The following is a 24,208-nucleotide window of genomic DNA, read 5'->3' on the forward strand; positions in this document are numbered from 1 at the left end:
AACCATCCCTGGGAATCCCACTAGGGATGGGAGTCTTTGGGAGCTTGTTCCTTTTCTGGCGCTTCATCTTTAAATTCGACGACGATCTCCTGCGTGCCCCCCACGTCCTTCAGTGGAATTCGTTTTTCAGTCAATCGTCCCTTTTTAGATATCTGCACCTTGATGACATAGGTCGTACTTTTAAATCTATACATAATCTCAAAGCCGAACCAATCCTCCGGCACACAAGGGCAAAGCACCATCTCGCCATTTTCGATTGTAAAGCCCAGGACGGATTCCAATCCCGCACGGTAAAACCAGCTCGCAGATCCCGTGTACCAACTCCAACCCCCGCGCCCCACGTGAGGTTCAACCGCATAAACGTCCGCCGCAATCACATAGGGTTCGATTTTATATTTCTGCATCCCCGCCCGTGTGCGACCGTGATGAATAGGATTGATAATATTATAAAGCTCCAGAACCTTTTCACGCTCTTGAAGTTTGGCAAACGCCATGACCACCCAAATCGCCGCATGCGTGTACTGACCGCCATTCTCGCGCACGCCAGGCACATAGCCTTTAATGTAACCCGGATCCAAATTGGTCTTATCAAAAGGTGGCATCAATAGTTTGATGAGTCCTTTTTCTTTTACGATCAGGTTTTCTTCAACCTTACTCATCGCCAACAACTGCCGTTCGGGATTTCCTACCCCGGACAAGACCGACCAGGACTGCGATAAGGAGTCGATGCGACACTCCTGCCCCCAAGCAGAGCCCAACGGGGTCCCGTCATCAAAGTAAGCTCGACGATACCATTCCCCGTCCCAGGCATTGTTTTCTAAAGCATCTCTAAGTTTAGCCATGTGCTCTTTGTATCTAGTCGTGTGCTCAATATCACAGAAGGGCAGGAAGTCTTCCAACACCCGGTGCAGGAACCACCCCATCCACACACTCTCACCTTTGCCTTTTTCCCCAATGCGATTCATCCCATCATTCCAGTCCCCGGAGCCGATCAGTGGCAAACCGTGCTCTCCGACTCGCAGGGAATATTCGAGTGTACGAATGCAATGATTATGTAACGTCGCCTTTTGATCACTAAGTGTCGGTTGCGTGTAAGAGTCTTCTTGTTCCGGAGTCAGTAACGGCGCCTCGATAAACGGAACGTGCTCTTCCAGGATAGAATGATCCCCACTGATGCGAATATAGTGAGCCACCACATAAGGAAGCCACAATAAATCATCCGAGAAATGCGTGCGCACGCCACGTCCAGTTGGCGGATGCCACCAGTGTTGTACATCGCCCTCGGGGAACTGACGAGCCGCTGCACGCAAAATATGAGCGCGCGCGATTTCAGGAGTGGAGTAGACAAAGGCCATGCAGTCCTGCAACTGGTCGCGGAAACCATAAGCTCCACCCGATTGATAAAAGGCCGAACGTGCCCACATACGACACACCAAAGACTGATACAAAGACCAATGATTCACCATCAAATCCAATGACGGCTCGGGAGTGGAAACCTGAATCGCGCCCAAATGATGCATCCACATGCTTTGCACATCTTTGAAAGCCTTATCGACATTTTCAAAATCAATATATTTTTCGGAAAGTGCAAATGCGTCCGCTTTGTTCGCGGCCTGCCCTAGCAAGATCAGAATTTCAATTTCTTCTCCGTCACGAATGAAATAACTCGCATGAAGTGCCCCGCAAGGATCCTGACCTATACCTGAATAGCCACTGAGCCCACGCCGTTTCAGGGCCTCGGGCGAAGCATAGCTGTGATTTCGTCCCAAAAATTCTTTCCGATCAGAAGAGTACGACTGAACTTCCGAACTGATTCTAAAAAAAGAAATTCTTTCCGCAAACTCATGGTTGTATGCATTTTTAGCGTACAAGACTTTATCGTCGTCCACTTCACACAAAATATACGGCGCCGACTTTTCGCGCAGATTTCCCAAGACCCACTCCACATAGGCCCAGAATGACAAACGACGATTCCGTCCGGAAACGTTTTTCACTTTTAACCGCGAGATTTTAACCGAATCATCCGGAGGCACAAACATCATCAGTGTGTGTTCCATCCCGTAAGCATTGTGCTCAAAAACGGTGTATCCCTGCCCGTGGCGAATATTGTATTGATCGCGCCCACGAATGGGCAACGGTGTTGGCGTCCACAATTCCCCTGTGTCATCATCGCGGATATAAATAATTTCACCAGGCGGATCTGAAATTGGATCATTCGACCAAGGCGTCAGGCGATTTTCACGACTGTTCACAGACCACGTAAAGCCGGATCCCGACTCACTGACCTGGAATCCAAAATCATTGCCATTTGCAATCACATTAATCCACGGAGCCGGAGGCCACTGATCCCCGGTGAGTGAAATCACATACTCTCGTCCATCAGGAGAGAATCCCCCGAGTCCGTTAAAGTACTGCAGATTTTTAGGCGTGACGTTCTTAGTTTCGTAAGATGAACGGGTATTTTTCGGAATAAAGCTTTCCGCGTACTTGATTGGTAAAACTTTGCGCGATACTTGTTCTTTGAAAGTTCCCGCATCACTCGAAATCACCACACGCGCCATAGCTTGAATCAAAGCGCGATCGGCCTCCTGCATATTATCCAAACGCAGACTGAAAATTCCGCCGGGCTTATTCAGCCAATCCTGAAGACCGGCATAACGAATCTGCCACAAAACTTCATCCTGCAGTTCCTGAAGGTACGTCGACTTGGAGTCGTTCATGATCACCAAATCATATGGCAAACCTTTTAATCGCAAGTATTCATGCCCCCTTAAAAGTTTGCGTACGAGTCCCATATCCTTTTTATCGCCGATCATCACGGCAACAATAGGCACATCCCCGCTGATACCATAGGGCCACAGACTCGCTTGTTCTCGAGTGTGCACAGCTAACAAGTGCGCAGGTTGTCGCATTGATGGATCCGAGAACAGCAAACGCTCGGCCAATCGCTGAAAGGAATAAGCTGATTCGGCGTCCATTCCCAAGTGACGAAGATCAATTCGTGACTTCGTCCAGGCAAGTTTCGTTTCGCGTTCAAAAGTATGAGGGTCGTGATAACGATCCACCATTTGCAACATTTCGTCGCGCGTCGCCGCAAAACCTGTTTTGAAAATAACCTTCCGAATGCCCGCCGGCGGAATGCGGATCTTTACACGCAGACTTAAAATCGGATCTAAGACCGAACCAGAACTGTTCGAAAGAGTGCTCCCGGTTTTTAAAGCCGCCGGGTTCGTCACGTCGCGACCGCGACCGATAAATCGAGAGCGATCTGATTCGTACTCCACATCCCCATCAAATTCCGCATCAGAAACAACACCATGCAGGCCGTATATTTCCTTTTGCTCAGCAGAACGTGGACGACGCTTCACTACCAGGCACTGTTTTTGTTCCAGATACTCTGTCTGCAAAAACAAATTACTAAAGCTTGGATGAGCCTGATCTGCAGCCATCGTCGCCAGCACGGGCTCCATATAACTGGTCAGTTCAATAATTTTCTCTTCGGTCGAGGTGTTCGTCAACGTCACCTGACGAAGTTCCAAATTATCTTCTGGTGCGACAATAATTTGTGTGGAGGTTCTTACATCCATGTCATGGCGTAAGAACTCGACCTTATCTTCTGTAAAGACTGCTTTGTACGAATCAGGCTTACGCATATACGGTTGCAAAGTCGCCGACCACACGAGGTTCATGCCGACATCGCGAACGTAAATATATTGGCCCCAGTCATCCTGCGTTGAGTCTTCGCGCCAACGCGTGATCGCAATCTTGCCACACTTCGAATATCCAGATCCTGCCGACGACAGAACCAAAGAGTAATCTCCATTGGATAGAATCTGCACCCTTGGACTATGATGAGGGGCTTCATCGTAAACTCGCACAAAGGATTTCATCAAAGAATCCCCGGCACTTTCCCACTCGATCTCAGCTGCTTTTGGAGCTGTCAATGCCACGTGTTCTGGCACGCGCTCTTGTAACAAAACTTGAGCCGCGCGAACTCTCGCGTCGCTATGGAAGCGATTTTGCATAACTTCCGCATTCAAAATATTATCGATCGCGATCAAACTCATGCCCTGATGATGGGCCATATAAGATTTAACCAGAGAGTATTTCTGTTCGGGGGCCAAGCGCTCCGGCGTGTAATCGATGGCTTCGATAAAACCAAATTCCGTTAAAATATCCGGACTCCGCATCTCTTGCAGATTTTGAGTGGCAACAACCGGATCCACTAAAGCCGCCAAGAAACTCGAATACGGAGAAACCACCAGATCATGCCCCAAGCCCCGCTTCAAACCCAATCCTGGAATCCCAAAGGGTCCATACTGATAGTTAAAATTCAAATCACGGGCGTTATAACCAGCTTCAGAAATTCCCCAAGGCACGTTCAACTTTTTACCGTAACTGATCTGACGATCCACAACCGCCAGCAAAGTTTCACCAATCAAAGTCTTTTCAAAATTCTTCATCACCAAATGAGGCATTAAGTATTCAAACATCGAAGCGGACCAGGAAACCAGGGCGCGCTTCCCCTCCACCGGCACAAGTTGTCGTCCCAGGCGGAACCAATGTTTAGCAGGCACATCTCGCTTTGCAATAGCGATAAAGCTCGCCAAACGACACTCTGACGCCAACAGGTCGTAATAAGAGTTATCATGGCGATTTTCGCTGACATTGAAACCGATCGAAAACACTTCACGATCCCGCTCGATCAGAAAGCCAAATTCCATTTCAGTAAAATAGTTTTCACAAGCATCACCGATACTTTGCAGATCCTGGACGAGCTCCCGCAAGTTCTTGGAAACCTTGGCACAAGAGTCGCGAAACTTGATAATCTCTGCCGACAATTCTTTGTCTGGAATTGCAGTCAACTCAGCCATGAACTGGAAGTAAGACTGGATCATATCCTGTAGCGGTTGATTCAGATCCAGTTCGGGATAAGACCCAATTTCTGACAAGCGCGTTTTCGCTGCCGCACTTAACGTTTGAGGAGCAATGAATAATTCAGAATCTTTTTTTAGATCCGCAATCAAGGTGTTCAAAGAGTTGGTCCAACCACGAAGCTTAGAATAGTAACGAACACCATGTTCAATTTCCAAGGCTTCCAGGCTGTCTCGGAAGTCCTCGACAGAAAGCTGAACGGCACGAATAAGTCCCAACCACTCCGACATTTTTTCAGGTGGTTTTTCAGCCAGAATCTCTTGCGTGCTGCGAATTTGATCAATTAAATGCGTGGCACTGAGTGCGCCTGTCTCCTGTCGTTGAAGTTGAAGCTTTTTTACTTCATCTTCCATAAATTTCAGATTGGAATTCAGTGCATGCAGGTAATTCAATGAAAACAACGGCGAGCGCGTGAATTCTTCCACGCCTTGCTTAATCACCAGCAAGTAGCCCGCAAGGTTGCCACTGTCCACGGTAGAAACATACTGAGGATACAGGGGATTTAAATTTGTCGTATCATACCAGTTCAGAAAATGCCCGCGATAGCGCTCCATGCGACTTAACGTTTGAAATAAAAGTCGAAGTCGATCTGTGGCCCCTCGTAAAGAAATAAAACCAAAATCCTGCGCCGAGAAAATTGCAAGGCCATACAAGCCAATGTTCGTCGGCGACGTGCGATGAGCAACAACCTGTTCGGGATCTTCCTGAACATTATCTGGCGGCAGCCAGTTATCAGTAGGCCCCACAAAAGTTTCAAAGAAATACCAAATCCGGCGCGCAACTTCGAAAAGAAATTCTCGGTCCGCCGTCGTCAGATCTTCACGCTTTTTCTCCAGGCGCTGCTGAGTAAACTCCGAGACCCATGGATAAATCGCCCAAAGAAGTAAAAACGGAATCGCCACGGCCATCACTGATAGATTCCAGCGAATGATAACGGCTGCAAAAATGACTCCCAAAATCGTCTCGACGCCAGCGGTACTTTTCCAATAAGCCGTCTTCATGTCATATTGAATGGTCTCGGCCTTAGCCGCCGTCATCCATTCCAAACACTTCGTTTTTGAAACCCGCGTACGATACAACGCCCGGACAATCGCATCCACATCATTTACGGCCCGATGAGGTAGGAAAATCAATGAAAGCAAGAACTGCGCAAAATGCATTTTAATTTTACCAAGTTCACTCCAAAAACTGCTGGTCCAACTTGCCCCGCGAGTATTCACAAGCAAGCTGTTCGCCACATGGAGAAATATGGGAATTCCGATAATACAGGTCGTAACAACCGTCCAGAACCACGCATCCCCCGGCAAAATCAACCACGAGGCGACGTACATCAGAACCAAACATGGTGCAACCAAACTGCGACGAAGATTGTCGCGAATCTTCCATTTAGAAAGGACCGAAAGATCATTGCGAACTAATTTTCCCTCACGATTTGGGACAAAGGGAAAAATCCAAGGACTTATTTGCCAATCCCCCCTCACCCAACGGTGCGCGCGCGTGGAAAAGCTTTTATAAGAGCTTGGGTAATCATCCATAACCTCGATATCCGTCGCCAGGGCCGTGCGCACATACAGACCTTCAAACAAATCATGGCTAAGAATAGTATTTTCAGGAATACGCCCTTCCAACGAGCGCTCAAAGGCCTCGATGTCGTAAAGACCTTTTCCGGTAAAACTGCCCTCAGAAAAAAGATCCTGATAAACATCTGAAACCGCCGTCGTATAGGGATCAATGCCCGTATGACCGGAAAAAATAGCTGCGAACAACGAACGCGAAGAACTTTCCAGCGAAATACTTACGCGCGGCTGAATGATCCCATATCCTTCCGTCACCCGACGACGAAGCTCGCTGAAATGAGGACGATTTAAGGGGTGCGCCGCCGTTCCAATCAACATACGGGCTCCACCCAAACCCAACTGCGTATCCGCATCCAAAGTGATCACATACTTAAATGTTCTGACCATCTCTGCAGGAATCGTCATCACAGTGTAACTGGTGTCGCCCTTACCTAAAAGAATGCGATTAAGCTCTTCCAGTTTTCCGCGTTTTCGCTCCCATCCCATCCACTTGTCTTCATTCGGATTCCACAGACGTTTGCGATGAAGTAAAAAGAATCGATTCTCTCCATAGATTTGATTCAAGCGAACAATTCCGTTTAAGACCTGAGCCACTAGTTCATCATCATTCTCGACATGTTCATCGGTCGCATCCGTAAAATCCGTTACCAATGCAAAGAACACCTGGGGATCCACATTCCCCAAATAATGAACTTCAATTCTTTCCAGCAAAGCTTGAATGGTTCCAGGATCCGTTAACATGCAGGGAACAATCACCAGAGTTCTAAACTCTTCGGGCACTCCTTTGCTGTAATCCATTTTTGCCAAACGACGAGGACGCACGATGTGGGTTAAAAGATAATTGAATAAAGTGATCGCCAAATCACTTAAAGGGAAAAACATCACCAGGACGGCAATAACCATCCCATACCAGGATTTGGAATGATCCATGGCGTACGAGATGGGACCAATCATAGTCAAAATAATTAGCGACGCAATACTTGAGAAATAGCAGACCGTCGGATATTTCAAGGTCACGCGCAACCACGTCTCACGCAGTCGTGGACGATATTTACATTCCTTTTCTAGTTTCTCCAGTCCCCGTCCATATAGGAAATACCCCACGTGGCGGTTTTCCGAATTTGCCATCTCCAACGCGCGTTTCGCGATATCAAGTTCTGCCAATTTGGTGCATTTGCCGATTTTCTCAATATTGTGACGGTAATCATCGCGCGTGGTGAATTCCATACGCACGTAATCCCCCGACGGATCCTTTTCCAAAAGACGATCGATCAAACTGACGCTTTCAAAGAAAACCGTCCAATCGATATTGGATAACAAACGCATACTGGAAATCACGTTGGCGATCGTCACTTGATTCGCAGCTTGACGTTGATGTTCGGTTGAAACGACTTGTTCAACACTCGTGTCCTTTTTTTTAAGCTCCTCGTTCATGGCTTCAATGACGGGCCAGATATCGGCTTCGGCATCACGCAGGCGTTTTGCGACCTGAGAAATAAATGTCAGCTCCCCTTCCACGGGGTTTTCACAATGATGCACGATAAGTTTTAAATATTTCTGAAACTTACGCGGACGCCGGGCATTTTCAATCAGATGATCCACCAGCTCGTCAGCTTCGGCCGATTGATTGAAATCCCACGCAATTCGCGCAGCGACACGACGTAGGTTTTCCACCAGAGCAATACGCAAGGTGATCGCGACAGCCCAAAGCTCTCCCATTTTCAAATAGGATCGCGTCTGAAAGGCTGCGATGAAGCGCCGGATATTATCAACAGTCAGATGACTGTCGGTGTGAGCAATCAAGGCCAGCGCCAATGCATAGATTCGCGGAAACCCTTCCAGGTCTCCCATCGAGAGCTTAGGCAATTCTTTGTAATAGGAAGGCGGCAAGTCTTCTTTGATTTCCCGGAGCTGTTCTTCGACGATGTGAAAATTATCGATTAACCACTCGGCCGCAGGAGAAACGGATTCTTTTTTACGACCAACTTCAGCGAGCAGACGATAAGAAATAAGGAGCTTGTCACCGTTTTCATAGATTCGCTTTAGGAGGCCGCGATGAACCCGGGTCGTTTTCCCGGTTTGCAGATTATCACCTAAATAAAGAGCGTATTCCTCAAGTCTTTCACTACTGAAAATCTCTGCCTTAATAGGTAATTCTAAAATATCTTCCAGAGCTAATCGCAGCTTCTTTGCCATTCAGTTAAACTCTCCACATGCAAAGGACTAAAAGAAAAATTTAATATTGTTTAACCCACAGGGCCAATCCGTGTGTCTAGAACTGCGAAAATGCATGGCCCGCAAAGCCTTTGCAGTTCAGCAAAAATGGCAGAAAATTGTCTTTGACGGACCCGCAGACGGTGTTAGAATTAAGACAGACCAAGGGAGGGTTCTTAGATTTGAGTCAACAAGCCCATGTCAAAGTTCACGATAGAGCCATTGTCATCGGGGTCGGTTTAAAAACCGAACCACTCACCGAAATCAAAGAAAATCTGCTGGAATTGGAAGAGCTCGTCACCGCTGCTGGCGGAGAAGTCGTTGGCTCCATCATCCAAGTTCTGCCCACTTGGAATCCCGCAACACTTATTGGATCTGGAAAAGTCGATGAAGTCGCGGAAATGGTTCGCGACAGCCAAGCGACAATCGTGGTCATGGATCACCAGCTTTCCGGCGTTCAACAAAGAAACTTACAACAGATAGTTAAAGTTCGTGTGGTCGATCGCAATCAGTTGATCCTGGATATTTTCGCCCAACGTGCTCAGACCTTTGAGGGAAAACTTCAAGTAGAACTTGCACAGTTATTAGATCAAATGCCCCGCATGGTCGGCGCGTGGTTGGAATCCCTTTCTCGTCAAGGTGGCGGTATCGGTACCCGTGGTCCCGGTGAAACCGCCCTTGAGAACGACCGTCGTCGCATCCGCGAACGTGTGGCCATTATTAAAGAAAAACTTGAAGGTGTTCGCCGTAATCGTGCGCAACACAGACAATCTCGCAAACGCCACGAGATTCCGTCCTTTGCTTTAATTGGCTATACCAACTCCGGCAAAAGCTCGTTACTAAACCGCTTAACTGGCGCGCAAGTGATGACGAAAAATCAGGTCTTCGCGACATTGGATCCTACAACTCGTAAGATCTTCTTAAACGATGGCCCGCCTGCCGTTGTAACAGACACGGTGGGTTTCATCCGCAAACTCCCTACACAGTTAATTGAGGCCTTTAAAGCAACACTTGAAGAGTCGGCTGAGGCAGATGTTTTACTTCACGTGGTGGATTTATCTTCACCAAACATGGAAAGACAAATCGAAGTCGTCGAAGAGCTGATCAAAGAGTTCAACTGGGCTGACAAGAAAATCATCCATGTATTTAACAAAGTGGATGCTGCCCCCATCGAAAGACAATTCCGCGTGAAACAATACCCACGTGTTTTCGTCAGCGCTCTAACCGGCCAAGGCATGGAACAATTAAAAAAATTGATGGCCAGCATGGTGAGCGAAATGCAAACCGATGTGCAGTTGTACTTCCCGCGCTCTGAAGAATACAAAATCTTCGATTTGGGCCGCGAAGCACAGATCTCAAGAAAAGAGACCGCGACCGAGGGAACAGTTTGCTATACACAACTGACACCTTCTCTGATCAATCGCTGGAAAGACTACATCGTAAAATAGCTCTCAGACCTTTGTACCCACAAAGGTCCTGCCCCAATCAAGGAAACCTCATTTTTTACTTTAGGTCACTTATTGATTCCGATAGGCTTTGTATATGCAAAAGCTTTCGGTTTACCTTTTCGTTTTAGCAGCCATCCAAAGCCCCGGTGCCTTCAGCGCGGACAAACCAGCGAAGGACACACCTGCATGCATGAACAACGCAAGTGACAAGAATCTAAAGCTCTACAACTCTTTTAAAGACAACGCCGACCCCTTGAAAAAAGCTTTCCTTCAAGAAATGGCGAATGGCGCTTCAGGCCCTGCCTGCGAGCCTCCGCCCCACAGCCCTTCACCGGGCAAGCAAACTAAAGATCTGAACGAGATCGCACACGCAACCAACGCTCAGCCAGAAAATACGGGAATCTGGGATTTGGACGACCGCTTAAAAACTCCTGATCAACTTCCTAATTTAATTAAGCGTGAATGCATCAACGCGTCTCTGATGCGCGATCCGGGACAAAAAGGTTACGCGTGCACAGCGAATAAAAAAAGCACTGATCAAGACAATGAAATTTCCTATGGCCAAGTCGGAGGAAAAACCCAGCAATGTATCACGGGCGATATGGTGAGCTATATCCAGTTCGCGGTGAACAGCGCGATCAAATGTCTTTCTCCCGACAACCCGGTCGATGCGCGCGTGATTTATCAAAAATTCAATAACGAAACAGGCTTTAATTATTCCATCGCCTGGAACGGCGGAGCAGGTATCGGTCAGATGACGAATATCGCAGTTGAAGAAATCGCCGAAGGAAATGGCAAAGGCATCTTAGAAGGCGTTGCGAACAGCAGCAAACACTCTTGCCAGGCCTTTAAAGGCATCGCGAAATCAGATTTGGCAAAACGCCCGCGCATCACTCCCAACAACTACTGCGACTTCGTCAGTGCTGGTGATGGCCTGGGAAGAAACTTGATGTACGGAATCGCCTATTACCTGCACATGCGCGACAGCGTGATCGAACCACAACTCTTTCAAGAAAACAAATCCTTCTCTAAAAACCGCGATATCGTCAGCGCATTGACCGCTGTCAGTTATGGCGCCGAAGGAATCAAGAAGGCCCGCGCACTTGCTGAAAAAGCCGGACTCTATACTGAGAAAAGCAACCCGTGTAAGAGCCAAAAAATCACAGCGGCCAAATGTTATTTACAAATGGTTCAAAAAAGCAGCGTTTACCTGAAAGCTATTCGTGGAAAAATGGGAGAAACCTACTGCCTGAAAGATGGCGTTGAACCTTCTTCCAAAGAATGCACTCAGAAAAAAGCAGCCATGACAGATCAACAACTGGGAGCCAACGAATGTGTAAAACCACTCTAGCACTTTTTCTCGCATTTGCTTCCATCGCTTGGGCCACCCCGCGCACGAAGGCAGATCTATTAGCCGATTTAAAAGTGCGCCGCGAAAAAGCCGCAAAGCTTGATTTTACAGATGCCGCGGCCGAATTCATCAAAGCCAACGCCGTGGTGAAATCCTCTGCCGACAGCTATAGAAAAATGAAAAATCCCGTTCTTACTGAAGCTGAAGAACAAGTGCTGTTTGTCGCTTACAGCATGGAACCCGTGAAGTCTTTGGCAGGCACCAGCAAACCTTCTGCTCAAGCGTGCGCAAAGGCCAAACGACAGATCATATTAGAAGACAAAGGCACAAAAACTGAAGACTCGAGTTTTTCTCACGAAGCCACCGAAGCCCTCGCATGGCTCGAAGTCCTTTGCAAATAAGCGTCTCAAAATAGGATTCTGTTTTAAAGCGTTACCGGATCAAAATGATCGCTCTGTCGAATGTCAGATATAATAGCCTTACACGCGCACGTCGGTGGAGACTTGTTACTATGTTCGAAAGCAGCGATTTTTCTCTTAATCAAAACCATCTCGGTAGATACGTAAGCCTCAGCGTGTGGGCCGTCAGTATTACTTTTTGTTTTTACTATCTGGCGATGGATGCTGATTTTAAAAAACTGATCAGCTTGGGATTGATCTCTCTGACGGGAATAGCCTCCTCGACACTCTTCACAATTAAACGAAACCGTGAAGCCGTCATCGTCCAAAGCTTGCTGATGTATGCATCACTTATGATTCTGCTTTCCATGCCCTACATCAGCAAATACGCGATTTTGACAGTACTGATCGTCGCGTTAAATCCCGTTATTTTTCTAAATAAAATGAAAGTGGAATTGGTGTTCGGAAATCTGATCGTATCGCTGATGGTGCTGATCATTTATCAATTAACTAAACCCATCAGCTCCGCTCCTATCCTAGAGCAGCTTTTGGATTTCTTTATGAAATTCATTATGATTGTTTTTGTTTTTGTGCAGGTCTATGGCATGAGGCTGATGTACGAACGCAGTCAGCCCCGCGATTCAGATTAATCTTTACGTTTTTCTTTCAAGCGCAATTCACGACGAGCTTTGCCTTCATTGTAGCGGCGCTTGTCGTCTTCAGAGCTTAGCTCTAAGCCCGGAACTTCAATTGGCTTGCCATTCGCACCCAGGGCCACGAATGTCGTGTAGGCCGTGGCGGTATGGAATGTCTCCCCGGTCTTAGGATCTTCCGCATCCACACGAACTCCTACTTCCATTGATGTACGAGAAGTGAAATTTACGCTGGCCTTCAAATTTACCACCCAGCCTTTATAAACGGGCGCCACAAAGTTGATACGATCGATCGATGCCGTCACCACGTCTTTGTTCGAGTGACGTTGAGCTGCGATCGCTGCTGCAATATCAATCCACGACATGATCGTGCCCCCGAAAACGGAGCCCAAAGCATTCGTATGTGAGGGAAGCACTAATTGAGTCATAACGACTTGGGAAACAGAGACGGGCTTGGAAGATTTAGCCATGAGGAAGAGCCTTTCAGGAGAAGACCCTTTTGCTTTGATTTAAAAAAACAAAAGGCACAACATTTCTGTCGTGCCTTTTATACTAAACTCTTATCGAGTTCAGTCAACGCTTTGGGCGTCTATATTAGATGCCGCCCATACCGATGTCTGAATTACCGTTTCCACGGTTCATTCCGCCACCTGGCAAAGTCGTAGCACCAGCTACAGTCGCAGATCCAGCTGGGATCGTTTGCGTTTGGTTATTGTTGTAAGTTTGAGCAGTTGTTGCACTTTGATTGTTGTTCTCAGCGCGGATTTCACTCTCAACAAAACCAAGATGAGGAAGGCACCACACGATCAATTGTGCACGAGACTTCACATTCATCTTTTTGTAGATGTTTGTAAGGTGAAATTTTACTGTTTTTTCAGTTACAAAAAGCTGGTTCGCAACTTCCTTGTTGGACAAGCCTTTAGACACAAGTTCAGCAACTTCTGCCTCTCTATTTGAAAGACCTTTTTGAATCAGGACATCTCTGAGCATCCTTGCTCCCTCCCGCTAATTGTTTTATTTTTCTATCTAAACCGTTTGCACTACCCAGGACTCATGTCCAAAAGCAGCACGACCACCTGTAATAAAGTCTGACATAAATTCTAAGTTTCGCAATAGCTTTGGACTCTAGTTTTAAAAAACTAGACCGATAATAAGGGAGATTTTACACAAAAAGCCCTTAGGAGATATTATGTTTCCCAATACGACCAAATTTTTGATCGTTGACGACTTCTCAACTATGCGAAAAATCATCAAAAAAGTTCTAAACGAGCTTGGCTACACGAACGTCGAGGAAGCTGACGACGGAAAAACAGCCCTTCCGATGATTTCTGCTGCCCATGATGCAGGTAAGCCATACGAATTCATTATCTCCGACTGGAATATGCCTGGAATGCAGGGCATCGACCTTTTGAAGGCCTGTAAAGCCGACCCTCGCTTTAAAGCGACTCCATTTATGCTAGTAACTGCCGAATCTGAACAAAAGCACATCCTCGAAGCTGCAAAAGCCGGCGTTTCTGACTACGTGGTCAAACCGTTCAACTCCCAGACTCTAAAAGGGAAAATGGAACGCGTTTGGGCTAAACACTCTGGCACTAAAGCAGCTTAATCAAGGCATTGAGGAGAATTTAATATGTCTGCAGCACCGAAAGTGGATGCTATAAATCCGCTCTTTGACAAACGTCTAATCAATGCCTTTGTTGATGGAGTTATCAAAACTCTTAAAACGATTGCACAAACTGATGCTTCCCCAGGTAAACCATTCATCGAGCCTTCCTTCGTATTGAAGGGCGAAATCGCTGGTATGGTGGGCATGGTGGCTCCCCCTCTCAAAGGGACTCTTTTGATTTCTTACGGTAAGGATTCCATCTTCCATATTCTTGAGAATATGCTGGGCGAGAAGCACACCGAGATCAATCAAGAGGTTCAAGACGCCGTGGGTGAAATGACCAATATGATTTACGGGTCTGCGAAAACGACTTTGAATCAGATGGGCTATAACTTTGAAATGGCGATCCCGACTGTTATCTCTGGTAAATTTAATATCACTCAGGCAGATAAAGGTGCGACTTTGGTTATCCCTTTCAATCTACCTAACAACTCTACGTTTTACGTGGAGATCACGGTGCAATAATGGCTGATAGCCCAGGAAAGACTGTTGATGTGATTGTAGGAAGCCCGGCCCCGGGCTTTCTGGAAACCATCAAAACTGTCTTAAAGGGCTATTACCCGTATATCTTACAAGAATTTAAAAGCGTTGATGAAATCATCGACGCTTCATCCAAGCCTGAATTCAAACCTATTTTAGCTTTAATCGATGGCGCCGGCGGAACAAACACCACCAACGAGTGGGTTCAAACCACCAAGATGAATTATCCTGATTGCCATTTGATTGTTCTTCACGCCTCGGCTCCGCTGGATTTCAATATTGTGAAAAAAAATGGTGCTGACGAAGTCATGCACATTAATTTTGACCGTGAGTTCATCTCCGACATGGTTTTGCAATTAGCCCCCATCGAGCTTGAGGGTGAAAACATCCCCATCACTGCTTTAATGCCCGTGGATTTGCGCGACATGGAGGCGAACATCAATTTAAACTTTGATGTCTATGCTCACCTCCCGGCAAATCATAGATCCGTGATTTTACGCCGCAGTGGCGATGTGATTGAAGACCGTCACGTGGAAAAGTTTAAAAACATGCGTCAACAGATGTACGTTAAGAAAACTCAGATGAAGCAATTCTTTGAGTTTGCCAGAACCATCATGAGCATGCGCAATCTTCCTTTCCCGATTTCGATGACGGAAAAGTTCCACCGTTCTAAAAAGAATATCTACGAATTCATGCAGCAATTCCTCAACGCCGCCTCCGGGGACTACTCCATGGGGAAAGGCATTCTGGATAAATGTAAAACGATTATCACGGAGCTCGAGTTAAATAAGACTCTGCCACTGCCCGAGCTATACGATGAAGTTTGTCGTTATACGGGCAACACGCGCTCTTATTACCATGATTGCTTGTGTATTTCAGCCTACGCAGCTTATTTCGCACAGCTATTAGATTGGCCGGAAGATAAGCGCGAGTCCGCGGCGATTGCGGGGCTGTTGCACAACATCGGTCTGTCACAAGCAAACTTTGCGGCGACTGAAATCGACATCTCAAAGCTCTCCGCAGAACAAGCGCACGACTATAAATACTATCCCGAGCGCTCCGTGAACATGGTAAAAGCAAAAAAGGTCCCCATCAATCAGGACATCCAAGACGGCATCATGCAACACCGTGAAAACTTGCGTGGTACGGGATTTCCCAAAGGCCTTCCCGGCGATGATATTTCTGCTTTCGGTAAACTTTTGTTCATAGCCTATTCATTTCATGAAGCGACGGCTTTACGAGAAGGTCTCGCAGCGGCAGCTCCACAGGTTGCGATGGCCGCTTTAAAAGAAGACGCTGTCAGCGGTAAGGCACAGATCGATCTGGTGATGATCAGCACCATTGCTAAGAAATTTAAACCTTAGATTCCCATAAAACGCCGGCGAGCTATACCGCAGGAGAAACCACACCAGACGCCGTCAGCCACGCCCTCTTATGGAAACAACTGCTTCGCCGTTACTTTGTAAAAGTCTTTAGGCTGCTCGTTCGGAATCCCCTGGGCCACATCCAAACGGTCGTGTTCGACATTCATGATTTTCATGTTCGACGGATACATGGCTCCTGCCATGGTGTAATAGATATTCACAAATTGAAACGTGCCATCCGCGCCTTTACCGACGAAAACAAAAATATTTTTAAAAGACGTTTTTTCGGCGAGATAAAAAATCGGAGAAACGATCTTTGTCGAAGACACGTCTTCAAGCTTTTTCAAAAGATCTTCCCAGCCATTCACCATCGGTTTCACGGCCCACGGGAAAGCATTGTCCCCGGAGGCACTTAAGACCTCCACCCCAACAAAGTTGATTTTAGAAAAATCCGCCTGGGAAGCCGGTTGTGCCCACGCCGCACCCACAAACAACAATGATAAAATAAATGCGGTGATTTTCATCTTACTCCCCTTCATCTTCCATATCGAAATCTAACTGCATGTCATCCATTCCACCCACGGCCAAAAGATCACGCAGATCTGCTTTGCCTTCTTGCCAATGAATTTCATTTAAGATCGCAGCTGCATAATGCAGGCCTTCATAGCTATAGGATAAAACCAAGAAACACCCCAAAATCCAACGGATTCCGGCCCGCGTGCTGCGCGGCTGGAATTGCACGACGCGAGTTTCCGCAACCCAGTCAGACAGATGCGTTCGATCGTACCGAAAGAACGCCAAAGCAAAGATCGCCCAGGAGAAAAAGAAGCTTAAACGACTGGTCAAAGGACGCAAAACACATTGGGTGTAATCCAGTTCTTCCTGAGGATTATGTGCGGGAACGACTTTAAGTCCCATAATCCATTTTCCCGGAGTGGCTGAAATCAACATCAAAGATGCCGCCTCATACAAAGCGGGAATCAAAAACAACATCAAAAGCTGGAAGAGACTGAACTGCACGTCGGCTTCTGTGAACCACACAGTATAAAAAGCTTTATAGAAAGGCGAATAGCAAATCGCGAGAAACACCTGATCAATGGTGATTGCCAAGAGCCTTTTCCAAGTGCTCGGGACATAAATATCTGCAGTGTTTTCAGCGGTCCTGTTCATCATTCCAAATTCCTTAATTTGTTTTTTTTAGAAAGCTTTCAAGCCATGAAAGAGCTTGGTTGCGATCTTTCAAACTTTTCTCCAACTGCAGGCAATAAACCTCTTGCAGACACTGGCCAATTGCGGGACCTTGAAGTTTTCCTTTAAGATCTTCACCCGTTAAAAAGGGCTTTGGCAATTCCTCACCAAAACTGCGGGCCTCGTTTAAAAGACGCAAAATCGCCTCTTCATAGCGCCCTTCCTTCATTAAAACTTCCAAGGCCCAAGCTTTCCCCGGTTTTTGTATTTGCTGAAGTTGCAAACCCAAACGCAGAGCCAAAAAATCCTCGGGCTTTTGCCAAAGCTCCCAGGCATCTTCGATCCCGCGGCGTTCTTTTGTGGATAGGCGTAAAAGCTCAATGCTCTTTTCTAAATCAGAATTGCCTGCGGGGCGCAGAAATAAACTTAAATTTTGCCAGATCTCACAACCCGGATACGGGGTCCAATTCACATCGGGAGCTTTCCAGGGAAAAAGCTCGCTTTGCAAACCCGTGTCCTGCATCACTCTTAAACCCAGAGGCACATTTTTGGATTTTAAAAGTTTTCCCATTTCATCACGCAAACGTTCGCCGCTGACAGTTTTCACCGCCGCAGCCATTTCTGTCATGGCTGTCAAAGTCCCAGACTCCACTGCGAAATCCAGTTGCGCTGCAAAGCGGGCCCCTCGAAGCAAACGCAAATGGTCTTCTTGAAAACGTTTTTTTGCCTCGCCCACAGTGCGCAGAACTTGTTTTTTCAAATCCTCTTGGCCATGAACGAAATCCAGAACTTGGTGGTTTTGCATGTCATAGAAAAGGGCATTGACGGTGAAATCCCGGCGTTGCGCGTCCTCTTCTGGAGTGGAAAATTCCACGTGATCAGGGCGACGGCCGTCTTTATAGCTGCCATCATTTCGAAAGGTCGCAACCTCGATATCGGCGCCGCCCAGAACGACTCGCATGACCCCGAAACTTTTACCCACGCTGATAGTTTTTTCGAACAACTCTTCGATTTTGTCAGGAGTGGCATCTGTCGCTATATCCAAATCATTCGCTTTAAGCCCCAATAAAGCATCACGCACGCAACCGCCTGCCAAAAAGGCCTTGTAGCCTTCTTGCGCCAATTTGTGGTAGATTGCCTCCACCGCAGGCCAATGGGGATGAGATTGCAAAATCGTGCGAACTTGATCCATGCCTTTAAGTGTACGGAAAAACCTGTTGAAAGAAAGAAATTGTTCGCGTGACGCCTCAGGAGATAAAACCTCTTTTAGATCCTTTTTTAGCTGAACTGGGAGTTTCCCATTTCGGCTGGGCGCCATTGCAAAATCCTTTGAGCTTTGATTTCTATCGCAGTTGGATCGAAGAAGGCTTGCACGGCGAAATGAAATATCTGGCCGAGCACGCTCCGATCAAAGAAAATCCCAAAAGCAAATGGGGTCGCGCCGAAAGCGCCTTGGTTTTCGCCATGCCGTACTTCCCCCATCCTGAAAAACTCGAAAACTTCCCGCTTAAATCAGCTCGGGTAAGTCTGTATGCCCAGGGTATGGATTACCATTTTTGGTTTAAGCAACGCATGCAAAAGCTTTGCGAAGAACTCACAAAACTTTTCCCGCAAGAGGAATTCCTCGCATTCACGGACAGTTCCCCGCTCTTAGAACGTGATTTGGCAAAAAAAGCGGCACTGGGTTGGGTTGGAAAAAACACTTGTGTCATCCATCCTAAAAAAGGCAGCCTCTTTTTCATTGGCGAAATCGTGACTTCATTGAAAGTGACGACAGAGATCGCTCCCTTGCCTGATTTCTGCGGCACCTGCACCCGTTGTTTGGATATTTGCCCAACGGGAGCTTTGATTGAGCCTAAAAAAATGGATGCACGAAAATGCATTTCCTATCTGACAATCGAATCCCGCCAGATACCCGAGGAAGCTTTGCGCGAAAAAATTGGCGATTGGTTTTTTGGTTGCGACCTTTGCCAAACAGTTTGCCCGTGGAATCAAAAAATCTTTAAAGGACAACTTTCCATCGAGAAAAGTCTGACATTAGACACAGAGTCGGCGGAATCGTTAAAAAAAGAGTTAAGTTACATCCTGACGGCATCAGGAAAAAAACTAACCAAGGATTTCTTTGGCACACCCCTGGCCCGTGCGGGTTCCTTCGGTCTTAAGCGCAATGCGATGATCGTTGCGGCAAATCGCAAAATAAAAGGGCTTCAACCAGAAATTGAAGCCCTGAAAGAGCACGAAAAATTAGGGGAACTGGCCCAGTGGGCGCTTTTGAAACTACAGTCCTAGTTTCTTCAAAAGATCATCGATCTCGTTCTGTTTCAGCTTCTGCTTACCAACATCGTCTTCAGCAGCTTTCCCCGTGCCCACACTCATCGACACATCATCCGAAAACTTGCCCGAAACCCAGCGCAGACGATCAATAAAGGCCTGAGGAATGCTGGTTTTCAATTTAGACAGGGGCTCTTCAATGCGATCAAGCAAGGTGCTCAATGTTTCCGAGCCATCCAACAAAGTGGCGACACACACATCAAACAATTGCTCATTGTCTTTGATTTGCGAAGCCTTATAACCGACGGCCTTGCACAGGGCTGTATAGTCAGAAATCAAATGAACCGCGTGATCTGGGGAGGCTGACAGGGCTAAACTCTTGGCCCCCCCCATGATGCGGTCGACACCGTTTCCATAATCTGCCAACTTTTGCACTTGCGAGAAATCGCCTTCAATACCTTCGAGAAGATCTATCATATCCTCAATCAAGGTCTTTGACTCGTTCACAAAATCTTTTACAATTTCTTTATCAATAGACATCGTTTTAACGATAGCAATCGGAAGGTTTGGAAGCAATGGATTATGTCTCAATTCGCGTGAGCACACTTCGGGGAGACCAAAAGATTGATTTCAATGCCTACATCAAAATCAATGATAAGATGATCCTCTACCTACGTCGTGGTGACAGTTTCGAGGGAGACCGTTTAAAGCGTCTGAAAGAAAAGCAGCTTCGCAAAATGTATATTCTGACTGGTGAAGAACAGCTTTACCGTGGTTATTTGGATCGCAATCTGGAAATGGCTTACGACAACTCATCGGGCAAAGACCTGCAAACCCGTGTTGAAGTTATTCAAGGCGCCCAGCAATCGAACTGCGAAGAAGTTTTCGAAAATCCAGAAAATGTTGAAACATACAACTATGCTAAGGAAGCTGCAGGGAAATACGTTAGCTTCGTCATGTCCAATCAACAATCCGTCTCTTCCATCATGCATCTGGAAAACACGGATAAAAACCTGGCCCATCACGGCGTGACGGTTTCAACTCTGGCAATCGCTTTGGCGCAGAAATTAGGCATCAATGATCTGAAAAAAACACAGCTTCTGACATTGGGAGCCTTATTGCACGATTACGGCCACTTCTTAACTGGCATGAACGTAAATCAAAAGCTTTCAGCAATGAGTCCAGCAGACAAACTTCTGTGGTGGAAACATCCCTCTGAAGGCGCCACAAAAGTTCGCGATAAAAAACACTTTGATCAATCGGTGATCAATATCATCGCTCAGCATGAAGAATTGATCGATGGTTCGGGCCCCTTGGGAATGCGCGAAAAAGATATCGATCCACTGGCGGTGATTGTGTGTTCTGCCAATGCAATTGACCGTCTGATCACATTCGAAGGCGTTGCAAAAGCTGATGCTGCAAAAAAACTGATGCTTGAGCGCGTGGGACAACATCCACTGCAACACATTCAGCTTTTAAGCGATATTATGAAAGGCATCTAAACTGACCCCCCGTCACAACGGGAAATAATCATTCCCATCTGCGCCGGATGGGAGTATTTGTGATGCATGCCTAAATCTCCCGTCGGCTTTCAACTTCACAAAATCATCGAAAGACTTCAGTACAAAGAATCTTTGCGAATCCTGCCATTTTTAGTGGCAAGTTTGGTCGCGGCCTTCGTTTCCATTGTCTATACGAAAATATTTTTTGCAGCCGAAGAAATCTCTTTGCGAGTTTTACATGAAACTCATTGGGCGATTTCTCTTTTTGTAACATTGCTGACCGTTTTTTTAAGCTGGTTTCTGCCCCATCGCTTTGCACTTCAAGCCAGCGGCAGTGGCATTCCACAGATGCTTATTGCAAATGAACTTGACCCCGCCAGCGACAGCGCTTTGATTCGCTCGTTGATTGGCGTGCGCGTGATCTGCATGAAAATTATCGCAAGCATCGTCTGTGTCCTGGGTGGCGGAGCCGTGGGACAAGAAGGCCCTACGCTGCAAATCGTATCCGGTATTTTCTATCGCCTCGGCGAAAAGTCCACGCGTTGGATTCAACAGGCTTCCACCCGAAGTTTTATTCTGGCGGGCGGCGCTTCGGGCCTGGCTGCGGCGTTTAACACCCCCCTGGGTGGCATTGCCTATGCTTTGGAGGAGCTCAGCAAAGACTATTTTAATAATTTTAAAACCTACGTTTTGTGGTCCGTGATGGCCACGGGACTTTTAGTGCAGACCGTGCTTGGCGGATATTTGTACTTTGGCTTTCCTTCTATTCAATCTGTCGGCGTTCAAAGTTACTTTTCCATTGTCGCCTTAGCCGCAATCACAGGCATCCTGGGAGCGCTGTTAGGGAAAATTCTTTTTCGCATCAATCAGGAGCGTAAAAAGATCAGAAATTTTAAAAAGCTGATCGCCGTGAACTTGGTTGCAGGTCTGCTGTTCTGGTGTGCAATTTACTTCTGGAACGAACACGGCGTGGGTGGCGGCAAAACCGTCATCACGAATCTTTTATTTAAAGAACAATGGGCCAGTGCTTCTGACGTAGCCATTCGCTTTGTCGGCCCGGTTTTAATGGCCATTGCCGGTGTGGCTGGTGGCTTATTCGCCCCGACCCTTGCCATAGGTGCGACCGTCGGCTCGCTGTTTTCAGAGCTGGTATGGACTCACAATCACCACCTGCTGATTTTATGCGGAATGATTGGATTTCTTACAGGCTTTATGAAAACGCCATTTACCGCCTTTATTCTTATATTCGAGATGACCGACCGTCACTCCTCCCTCTTTCCTATGATGTTGAGTGCAGCAGTTGCAGCGGGTGTGTCCCATATGATAAGTCATCACTCATTCTATGACCTTGTGAAGGAGGACTTCTTTCACAAGAAAGACATGGATAATCCCGCACCCTAGAGGCCTAAAGTGGATGAATCGCGTTTAATAAATTTAGAAATTAAAATATCACATCAAGATCAAGTGATCGAAGAGCTACATCAAGTAGTCTACGAACAACAAAAAGCGATCGAAAAATTGGAAGTCCTATTGAATGGACTAACCAGCAGATTGAAAGAAGCCCTCGAAGCCGAAGGCTCCGAAATCCGCGGCAACGAAAAACCACCACACTACTAATTGAACATAGAAAAAAACCAAGTCAAGATCCCTCCCCGCCCCAAAAATCGAGACGCAGTCGAGATTTCCCCCCCGCTCCCAAAATCGAGACGCAGTCGAGATTTTTCCCCAAAAAAAAGGGCAAGATGACGGAGGGAATTTTAGCGCCGAGAAGGTTTTATCAAGGCGCAAAGAGGAAGGCGTACACCGTACGCCGACGATGCAGCAACGCAGAGAAAACCTTCTCCGCGCTAAAATTTAGCTGCTTTTGGCTTGTTTGAAGCGAGTCTTTAGGTTGATAGCAGTTAGACGAAGTTCTTCTTCCAAAACCACATCAAACAACTTTTGTGCGGAGATTTTGTACAAACCCGCCAATTTCCACAAAATAGAAATCGGTGGAGAAGAAACGCCACGCTCCCAGTTGGAAACGAACTGAGCTGTTTCATAACCTAGAACAGTTGAAACTTCTTTTTGTGACAAGCCAGATTTCAAACGACACTCTTTTAGGAAAGCCGCCAATTTCGATTCTTGTGTAGCCATTACTTAATTCCTCCAAATACGTACCTGAGTCCAAGCGGGACGCTACCAGCGACGCAAAACAAAGACAAGCATTCGATTCAAATTTTTTTTACTCACGCCTTCACGATTACTTTGGACGCGAGAAGCGCTTCAATTTTTTTTTGCCACTGATCTCGTGTCGGCGGTGAAGACAACTCTTCAAGAAGTGCCATTTCTAAAAGTTGTTCCTCTGTATACTCACGATCACCCATAAGTAAATCCAAGAGTCCGGCCTCATACATATCAATTTTCGCCTCGGTTATTTTAACCGATTCTTGATCATATACAAATGTATAAAGACCTGACGAGCATTGAATGTGTTCATTATCGTGAGATAAATTCAAAGTCTGCAAACTCGGGTTAACAAGCAAATGTTTAGAGGAGCCCTTTAACATTACGAATGGTTGAATCTCAAGCCAGGCGTGAATCCACTCCCACTGCACGAGCTCAATCAGGGATTGTTTATTCATATATTTCTGACGAAGAAAACCACTGAAGTAACGCCAGTGATCTTGCAGCAACCAACTGCTCCACTCCATCTCTTTTAAATATTCGGCGCAAAGTTTTGAACTCATGACTCCGAGTTGGTGATGAGTCTTCGGAAAAATACGAACAAATGTTTTTAAAACTTCTTCTTCAAAATTAAATTTGGATTCAGCGATCACTCGCGACGGAGTCAGCCACTGAAGTGTTCTCTGTAATTCTTCATCGTAGATCGCGCGCACTGTTGTGGGAATGAACGAGGAATGTGTTTGTAAAACAATCTCTCGCTCTGCTTTTATTTTTAGCAGTTGTTGCTGGCGAAGAGCTCCCACTCCCACGACATCAAAATCACGCACGACCACTTGCGCGGACTCCGGCAAAACTCCATCCCAAGGAAACGATAATATAGCGAGGTCATTTGATTTCGACATTTCCAAATAGTGTAGGATTCTATGGGTTTGCGGGCAAGATTTGCTCATCACTTGTGCATGACTATGTCAGTCAAACGAAGGAGTGCTTTTAAT

20 protein-coding genes are annotated in these 24,208 nt (G+C 46.6%); 11 read left to right on the plus strand and 9 right to left on the minus strand.

Features of this window, described 5'->3' with window-relative positions; translation table 11 throughout:
* Positions 1 to 20 precede the first annotated feature (20 nt).
* On the minus strand, positions 21 to 8,708 hold the full coding sequence (locus DOM22_RS11215; RefSeq protein WP_142700461.1) for a GH36-type glycosyl hydrolase domain-containing protein: 8,688 nt from the start codon (positions 8,706 to 8,708) through the stop codon (positions 21 to 23).
* 200 nt (positions 8,709 to 8,908) lie between these two features.
* On the opposite strand from DOM22_RS11215, the gene hflX reads away from it, so the two are divergent.
* The 4 genes from hflX (at position 8,909) to DOM22_RS11235 (ending at position 12,573) form a co-directional block, all read left to right on the plus strand.
* Positions 8,909 to 10,174 carry a GTPase HflX gene (gene hflX / locus DOM22_RS11220; RefSeq protein WP_142700462.1) on the plus strand — a complete coding sequence of 422 codons (1,266 nt, stop codon included), beginning with the start codon at positions 8,909 to 8,911 and terminating at the stop codon, positions 10,172 to 10,174.
* A 94-nt stretch (positions 10,175 to 10,268) separates the two neighbouring features.
* A complete protein-coding gene (locus tag DOM22_RS11225) occupies positions 10,269 to 11,525 on the plus strand; it encodes a hypothetical protein (protein WP_142700463.1) in 1,257 nt (418 codons plus the stop codon).
* A complete protein-coding gene (locus tag DOM22_RS11230; protein ID WP_142700464.1) occupies positions 11,507 to 11,926 on the plus strand; it encodes a hypothetical protein in 420 nt (139 codons plus the stop codon). Before DOM22_RS11225 ends, DOM22_RS11230 begins: the two co-directional genes overlap by 19 nt.
* Positions 11,927 to 12,036: 110 nt before the next feature.
* Positions 12,037 to 12,573 (plus strand): hypothetical protein, encoded by a 537-nt coding sequence (locus DOM22_RS11235; RefSeq protein WP_142700465.1) that lies wholly within the window; start codon positions 12,037 to 12,039, stop codon positions 12,571 to 12,573.
* Here DOM22_RS11235 and DOM22_RS11240 read toward each other — a convergent pair.
* Complete coding sequence (locus tag DOM22_RS11240) at positions 12,570 to 13,046, minus strand: acyl-CoA thioesterase (RefSeq protein WP_246845595.1); 477 nt, start codon at positions 13,044 to 13,046, stop codon at positions 12,570 to 12,572. The genes DOM22_RS11235 and DOM22_RS11240 overlap by 4 nt on opposite strands.
* 124 nt (positions 13,047 to 13,170) lie before the next feature.
* Positions 13,171 to 13,566, minus strand: coding sequence for a response regulator transcription factor (locus DOM22_RS11245; RefSeq protein ID WP_142700466.1), 396 nt, complete (start codon positions 13,564 to 13,566; stop codon positions 13,171 to 13,173).
* A gap of 199 nt (positions 13,567 to 13,765) precedes the next feature.
* On the opposite strand from DOM22_RS11245, the gene DOM22_RS11250 reads away from it, so the two are divergent.
* From DOM22_RS11250 to DOM22_RS11260, 3 genes are read left to right on the plus strand one after another with little or no spacing between them, the layout of a single operon-like run.
* A complete protein-coding gene (locus tag DOM22_RS11250) occupies positions 13,766 to 14,182 on the plus strand; it encodes a response regulator (protein WP_142700467.1) in 417 nt (138 codons plus the stop codon).
* A gap of 24 nt (positions 14,183 to 14,206) precedes the next feature.
* Positions 14,207 to 14,707 (plus strand): chemotaxis protein CheX, encoded by a 501-nt coding sequence (locus DOM22_RS11255; protein WP_142700468.1) that lies wholly within the window; start codon positions 14,207 to 14,209, stop codon positions 14,705 to 14,707.
* Positions 14,707 to 16,086 (plus strand): HD-GYP domain-containing protein, encoded by a 1,380-nt coding sequence (locus DOM22_RS11260; protein WP_142700469.1) that lies wholly within the window; start codon positions 14,707 to 14,709, stop codon positions 16,084 to 16,086. Before DOM22_RS11255 ends, DOM22_RS11260 begins: the two co-directional genes overlap by 1 nt.
* 68 nt (positions 16,087 to 16,154) lie before the next feature.
* On the opposite strand, the gene DOM22_RS11265 is transcribed toward DOM22_RS11260, so the two are convergent.
* Genes DOM22_RS11265 through DOM22_RS11275 form a run of 3 tightly spaced genes read right to left on the minus strand, consistent with a single transcriptional unit; the run spans position 16,155 to position 18,466 of the window.
* Positions 16,155 to 16,610: a hypothetical protein gene (locus tag DOM22_RS11265; RefSeq protein ID WP_142700470.1), complete on the minus strand. Its 456-nt coding sequence runs from the start codon at positions 16,608 to 16,610 to the stop codon at positions 16,155 to 16,157.
* A gap of 1 nt (position 16,611) precedes the next feature.
* Complete coding sequence (locus tag DOM22_RS11270; RefSeq protein WP_246845596.1) at positions 16,612 to 17,259, minus strand: RDD family protein; 648 nt, start codon at positions 17,257 to 17,259, stop codon at positions 16,612 to 16,614.
* Between the two features lie 10 nt (positions 17,260 to 17,269).
* Entirely contained in the window at positions 17,270 to 18,466 is a 1,197-nt protein-coding gene (locus DOM22_RS11275; RefSeq protein ID WP_142700471.1) for a CCA tRNA nucleotidyltransferase, read from the minus strand.
* 47 nt (positions 18,467 to 18,513) lie between these two features.
* Between DOM22_RS11275 and queG the strand changes: the two genes are divergently transcribed.
* Positions 18,514 to 19,563, plus strand: coding sequence for a tRNA epoxyqueuosine(34) reductase QueG (gene queG, locus DOM22_RS11280; RefSeq protein ID WP_142700472.1), 1,050 nt, complete (start codon positions 18,514 to 18,516; stop codon positions 19,561 to 19,563).
* On the opposite strand, the gene DOM22_RS11285 is transcribed toward queG, so the two are convergent.
* Positions 19,552 to 20,136, minus strand: a complete 585-nt coding sequence (locus tag DOM22_RS11285) for a hypothetical protein (protein ID WP_246845597.1) — start codon at positions 20,134 to 20,136, stop codon at positions 19,552 to 19,554. The genes queG and DOM22_RS11285 overlap by 12 nt on opposite strands.
* A 5-nt stretch (positions 20,137 to 20,141) precedes the next feature.
* On the opposite strand from DOM22_RS11285, the gene DOM22_RS11290 reads away from it, so the two are divergent.
* From DOM22_RS11290 to DOM22_RS11300, 3 genes are all read left to right on the plus strand, one after another.
* Complete coding sequence (locus DOM22_RS11290) at positions 20,142 to 21,047, plus strand: HD-GYP domain-containing protein (protein ID WP_246845598.1); 906 nt, start codon at positions 20,142 to 20,144, stop codon at positions 21,045 to 21,047.
* Positions 21,048 to 21,113: 66 nt separating this feature from the next.
* The gene (locus DOM22_RS11295; RefSeq protein ID WP_142700475.1) at positions 21,114 to 22,448 is read left to right on the plus strand and encodes a chloride channel protein; all 1,335 of its coding nucleotides are present in this window, start codon (positions 21,114 to 21,116) and stop codon (positions 22,446 to 22,448) included.
* 9 nt (positions 22,449 to 22,457) lie between these two features.
* Positions 22,458 to 22,664 (plus strand): SlyX family protein, encoded by a 207-nt coding sequence (locus tag DOM22_RS11300; RefSeq protein WP_142700476.1) that lies wholly within the window; start codon positions 22,458 to 22,460, stop codon positions 22,662 to 22,664.
* Between the two features lie 237 nt (positions 22,665 to 22,901).
* Here the strand turns inward: DOM22_RS11300 and DOM22_RS11305 are convergent, their stop codons facing one another.
* Both DOM22_RS11305 and DOM22_RS11310 read right to left on the minus strand, forming a co-directional pair.
* Complete coding sequence (locus DOM22_RS11305; RefSeq protein WP_142700477.1) at positions 22,902 to 23,183, minus strand: helix-turn-helix domain-containing protein; 282 nt, start codon at positions 23,181 to 23,183, stop codon at positions 22,902 to 22,904.
* A gap of 92 nt (positions 23,184 to 23,275) precedes the next feature.
* Entirely contained in the window at positions 23,276 to 24,115 is an 840-nt protein-coding gene (locus DOM22_RS11310) for a hypothetical protein (protein WP_142700478.1), read from the minus strand.
* Between the last annotated feature and the right edge of the window lie 93 nt (positions 24,116 to 24,208).

The sequence above is a fragment of the Bdellovibrio sp. ZAP7 genome, from assembly GCF_006874645.1.
GTDB lineage: Bacteria > Bdellovibrionota > Bdellovibrionia > Bdellovibrionales > Bdellovibrionaceae > Bdellovibrio.

What these genes read in the sequence shown, in the direction of transcription:
- DOM22_RS11215 (WP_142700461.1), bottom strand. Translation starts at nt 8,708, where the DNA reads ATGGCAAAGAAGCTGCGATTAGCTCTGGAAGATATTTTAGAATTACCT.
- DOM22_RS11225 (WP_142700463.1), top strand. Translation starts at nt 10,269, where the DNA reads ATGCAAAAGCTTTCGGTTTACCTTTTCGTTTTAGCAGCCATCCAAAGC.
- DOM22_RS11230 (WP_142700464.1), top strand. Translation starts at nt 11,507, where the DNA reads ATGTGTAAAACCACTCTAGCACTTTTTCTCGCATTTGCTTCCATCGCT.
- DOM22_RS11235 (WP_142700465.1), top strand. Translation starts at nt 12,037, where the DNA reads ATGTTCGAAAGCAGCGATTTTTCTCTTAATCAAAACCATCTCGGTAGA.
- DOM22_RS11240 (WP_246845595.1), bottom strand. Translation starts at nt 13,046, where the DNA reads ATGGCTAAATCTTCCAAGCCCGTCTCTGTTTCCCAAGTCGTTATGACT.
- DOM22_RS11245 (WP_142700466.1), bottom strand. Translation starts at nt 13,566, where the DNA reads ATGCTCAGAGATGTCCTGATTCAAAAAGGTCTTTCAAATAGAGAGGCA.
- DOM22_RS11250 (WP_142700467.1), top strand. Translation starts at nt 13,766, where the DNA reads ATGTTTCCCAATACGACCAAATTTTTGATCGTTGACGACTTCTCAACT.
- DOM22_RS11255 (WP_142700468.1), top strand. Translation starts at nt 14,207, where the DNA reads ATGTCTGCAGCACCGAAAGTGGATGCTATAAATCCGCTCTTTGACAAA.
- DOM22_RS11260 (WP_142700469.1), top strand. Translation starts at nt 14,707, where the DNA reads ATGGCTGATAGCCCAGGAAAGACTGTTGATGTGATTGTAGGAAGCCCG.
- DOM22_RS11265 (WP_142700470.1), bottom strand. Translation starts at nt 16,610, where the DNA reads ATGAAAATCACCGCATTTATTTTATCATTGTTGTTTGTGGGTGCGGCG.
- DOM22_RS11270 (WP_246845596.1), bottom strand. Translation starts at nt 17,259, where the DNA reads ATGATGAACAGGACCGCTGAAAACACTGCAGATATTTATGTCCCGAGC.
- DOM22_RS11275 (WP_142700471.1), bottom strand. Translation starts at nt 18,466, where the DNA reads ATGGATCAAGTTCGCACGATTTTGCAATCTCATCCCCATTGGCCTGCG.
- DOM22_RS11295 (WP_142700475.1), top strand. Translation starts at nt 21,114, where the DNA reads ATGCCTAAATCTCCCGTCGGCTTTCAACTTCACAAAATCATCGAAAGA.
- DOM22_RS11305 (WP_142700477.1), bottom strand. Translation starts at nt 23,183, where the DNA reads ATGGCTACACAAGAATCGAAATTGGCGGCTTTCCTAAAAGAGTGTCGT.
- DOM22_RS11310 (WP_142700478.1), bottom strand. Translation starts at nt 24,115, where the DNA reads ATGTCGAAATCAAATGACCTCGCTATATTATCGTTTCCTTGGGATGGA.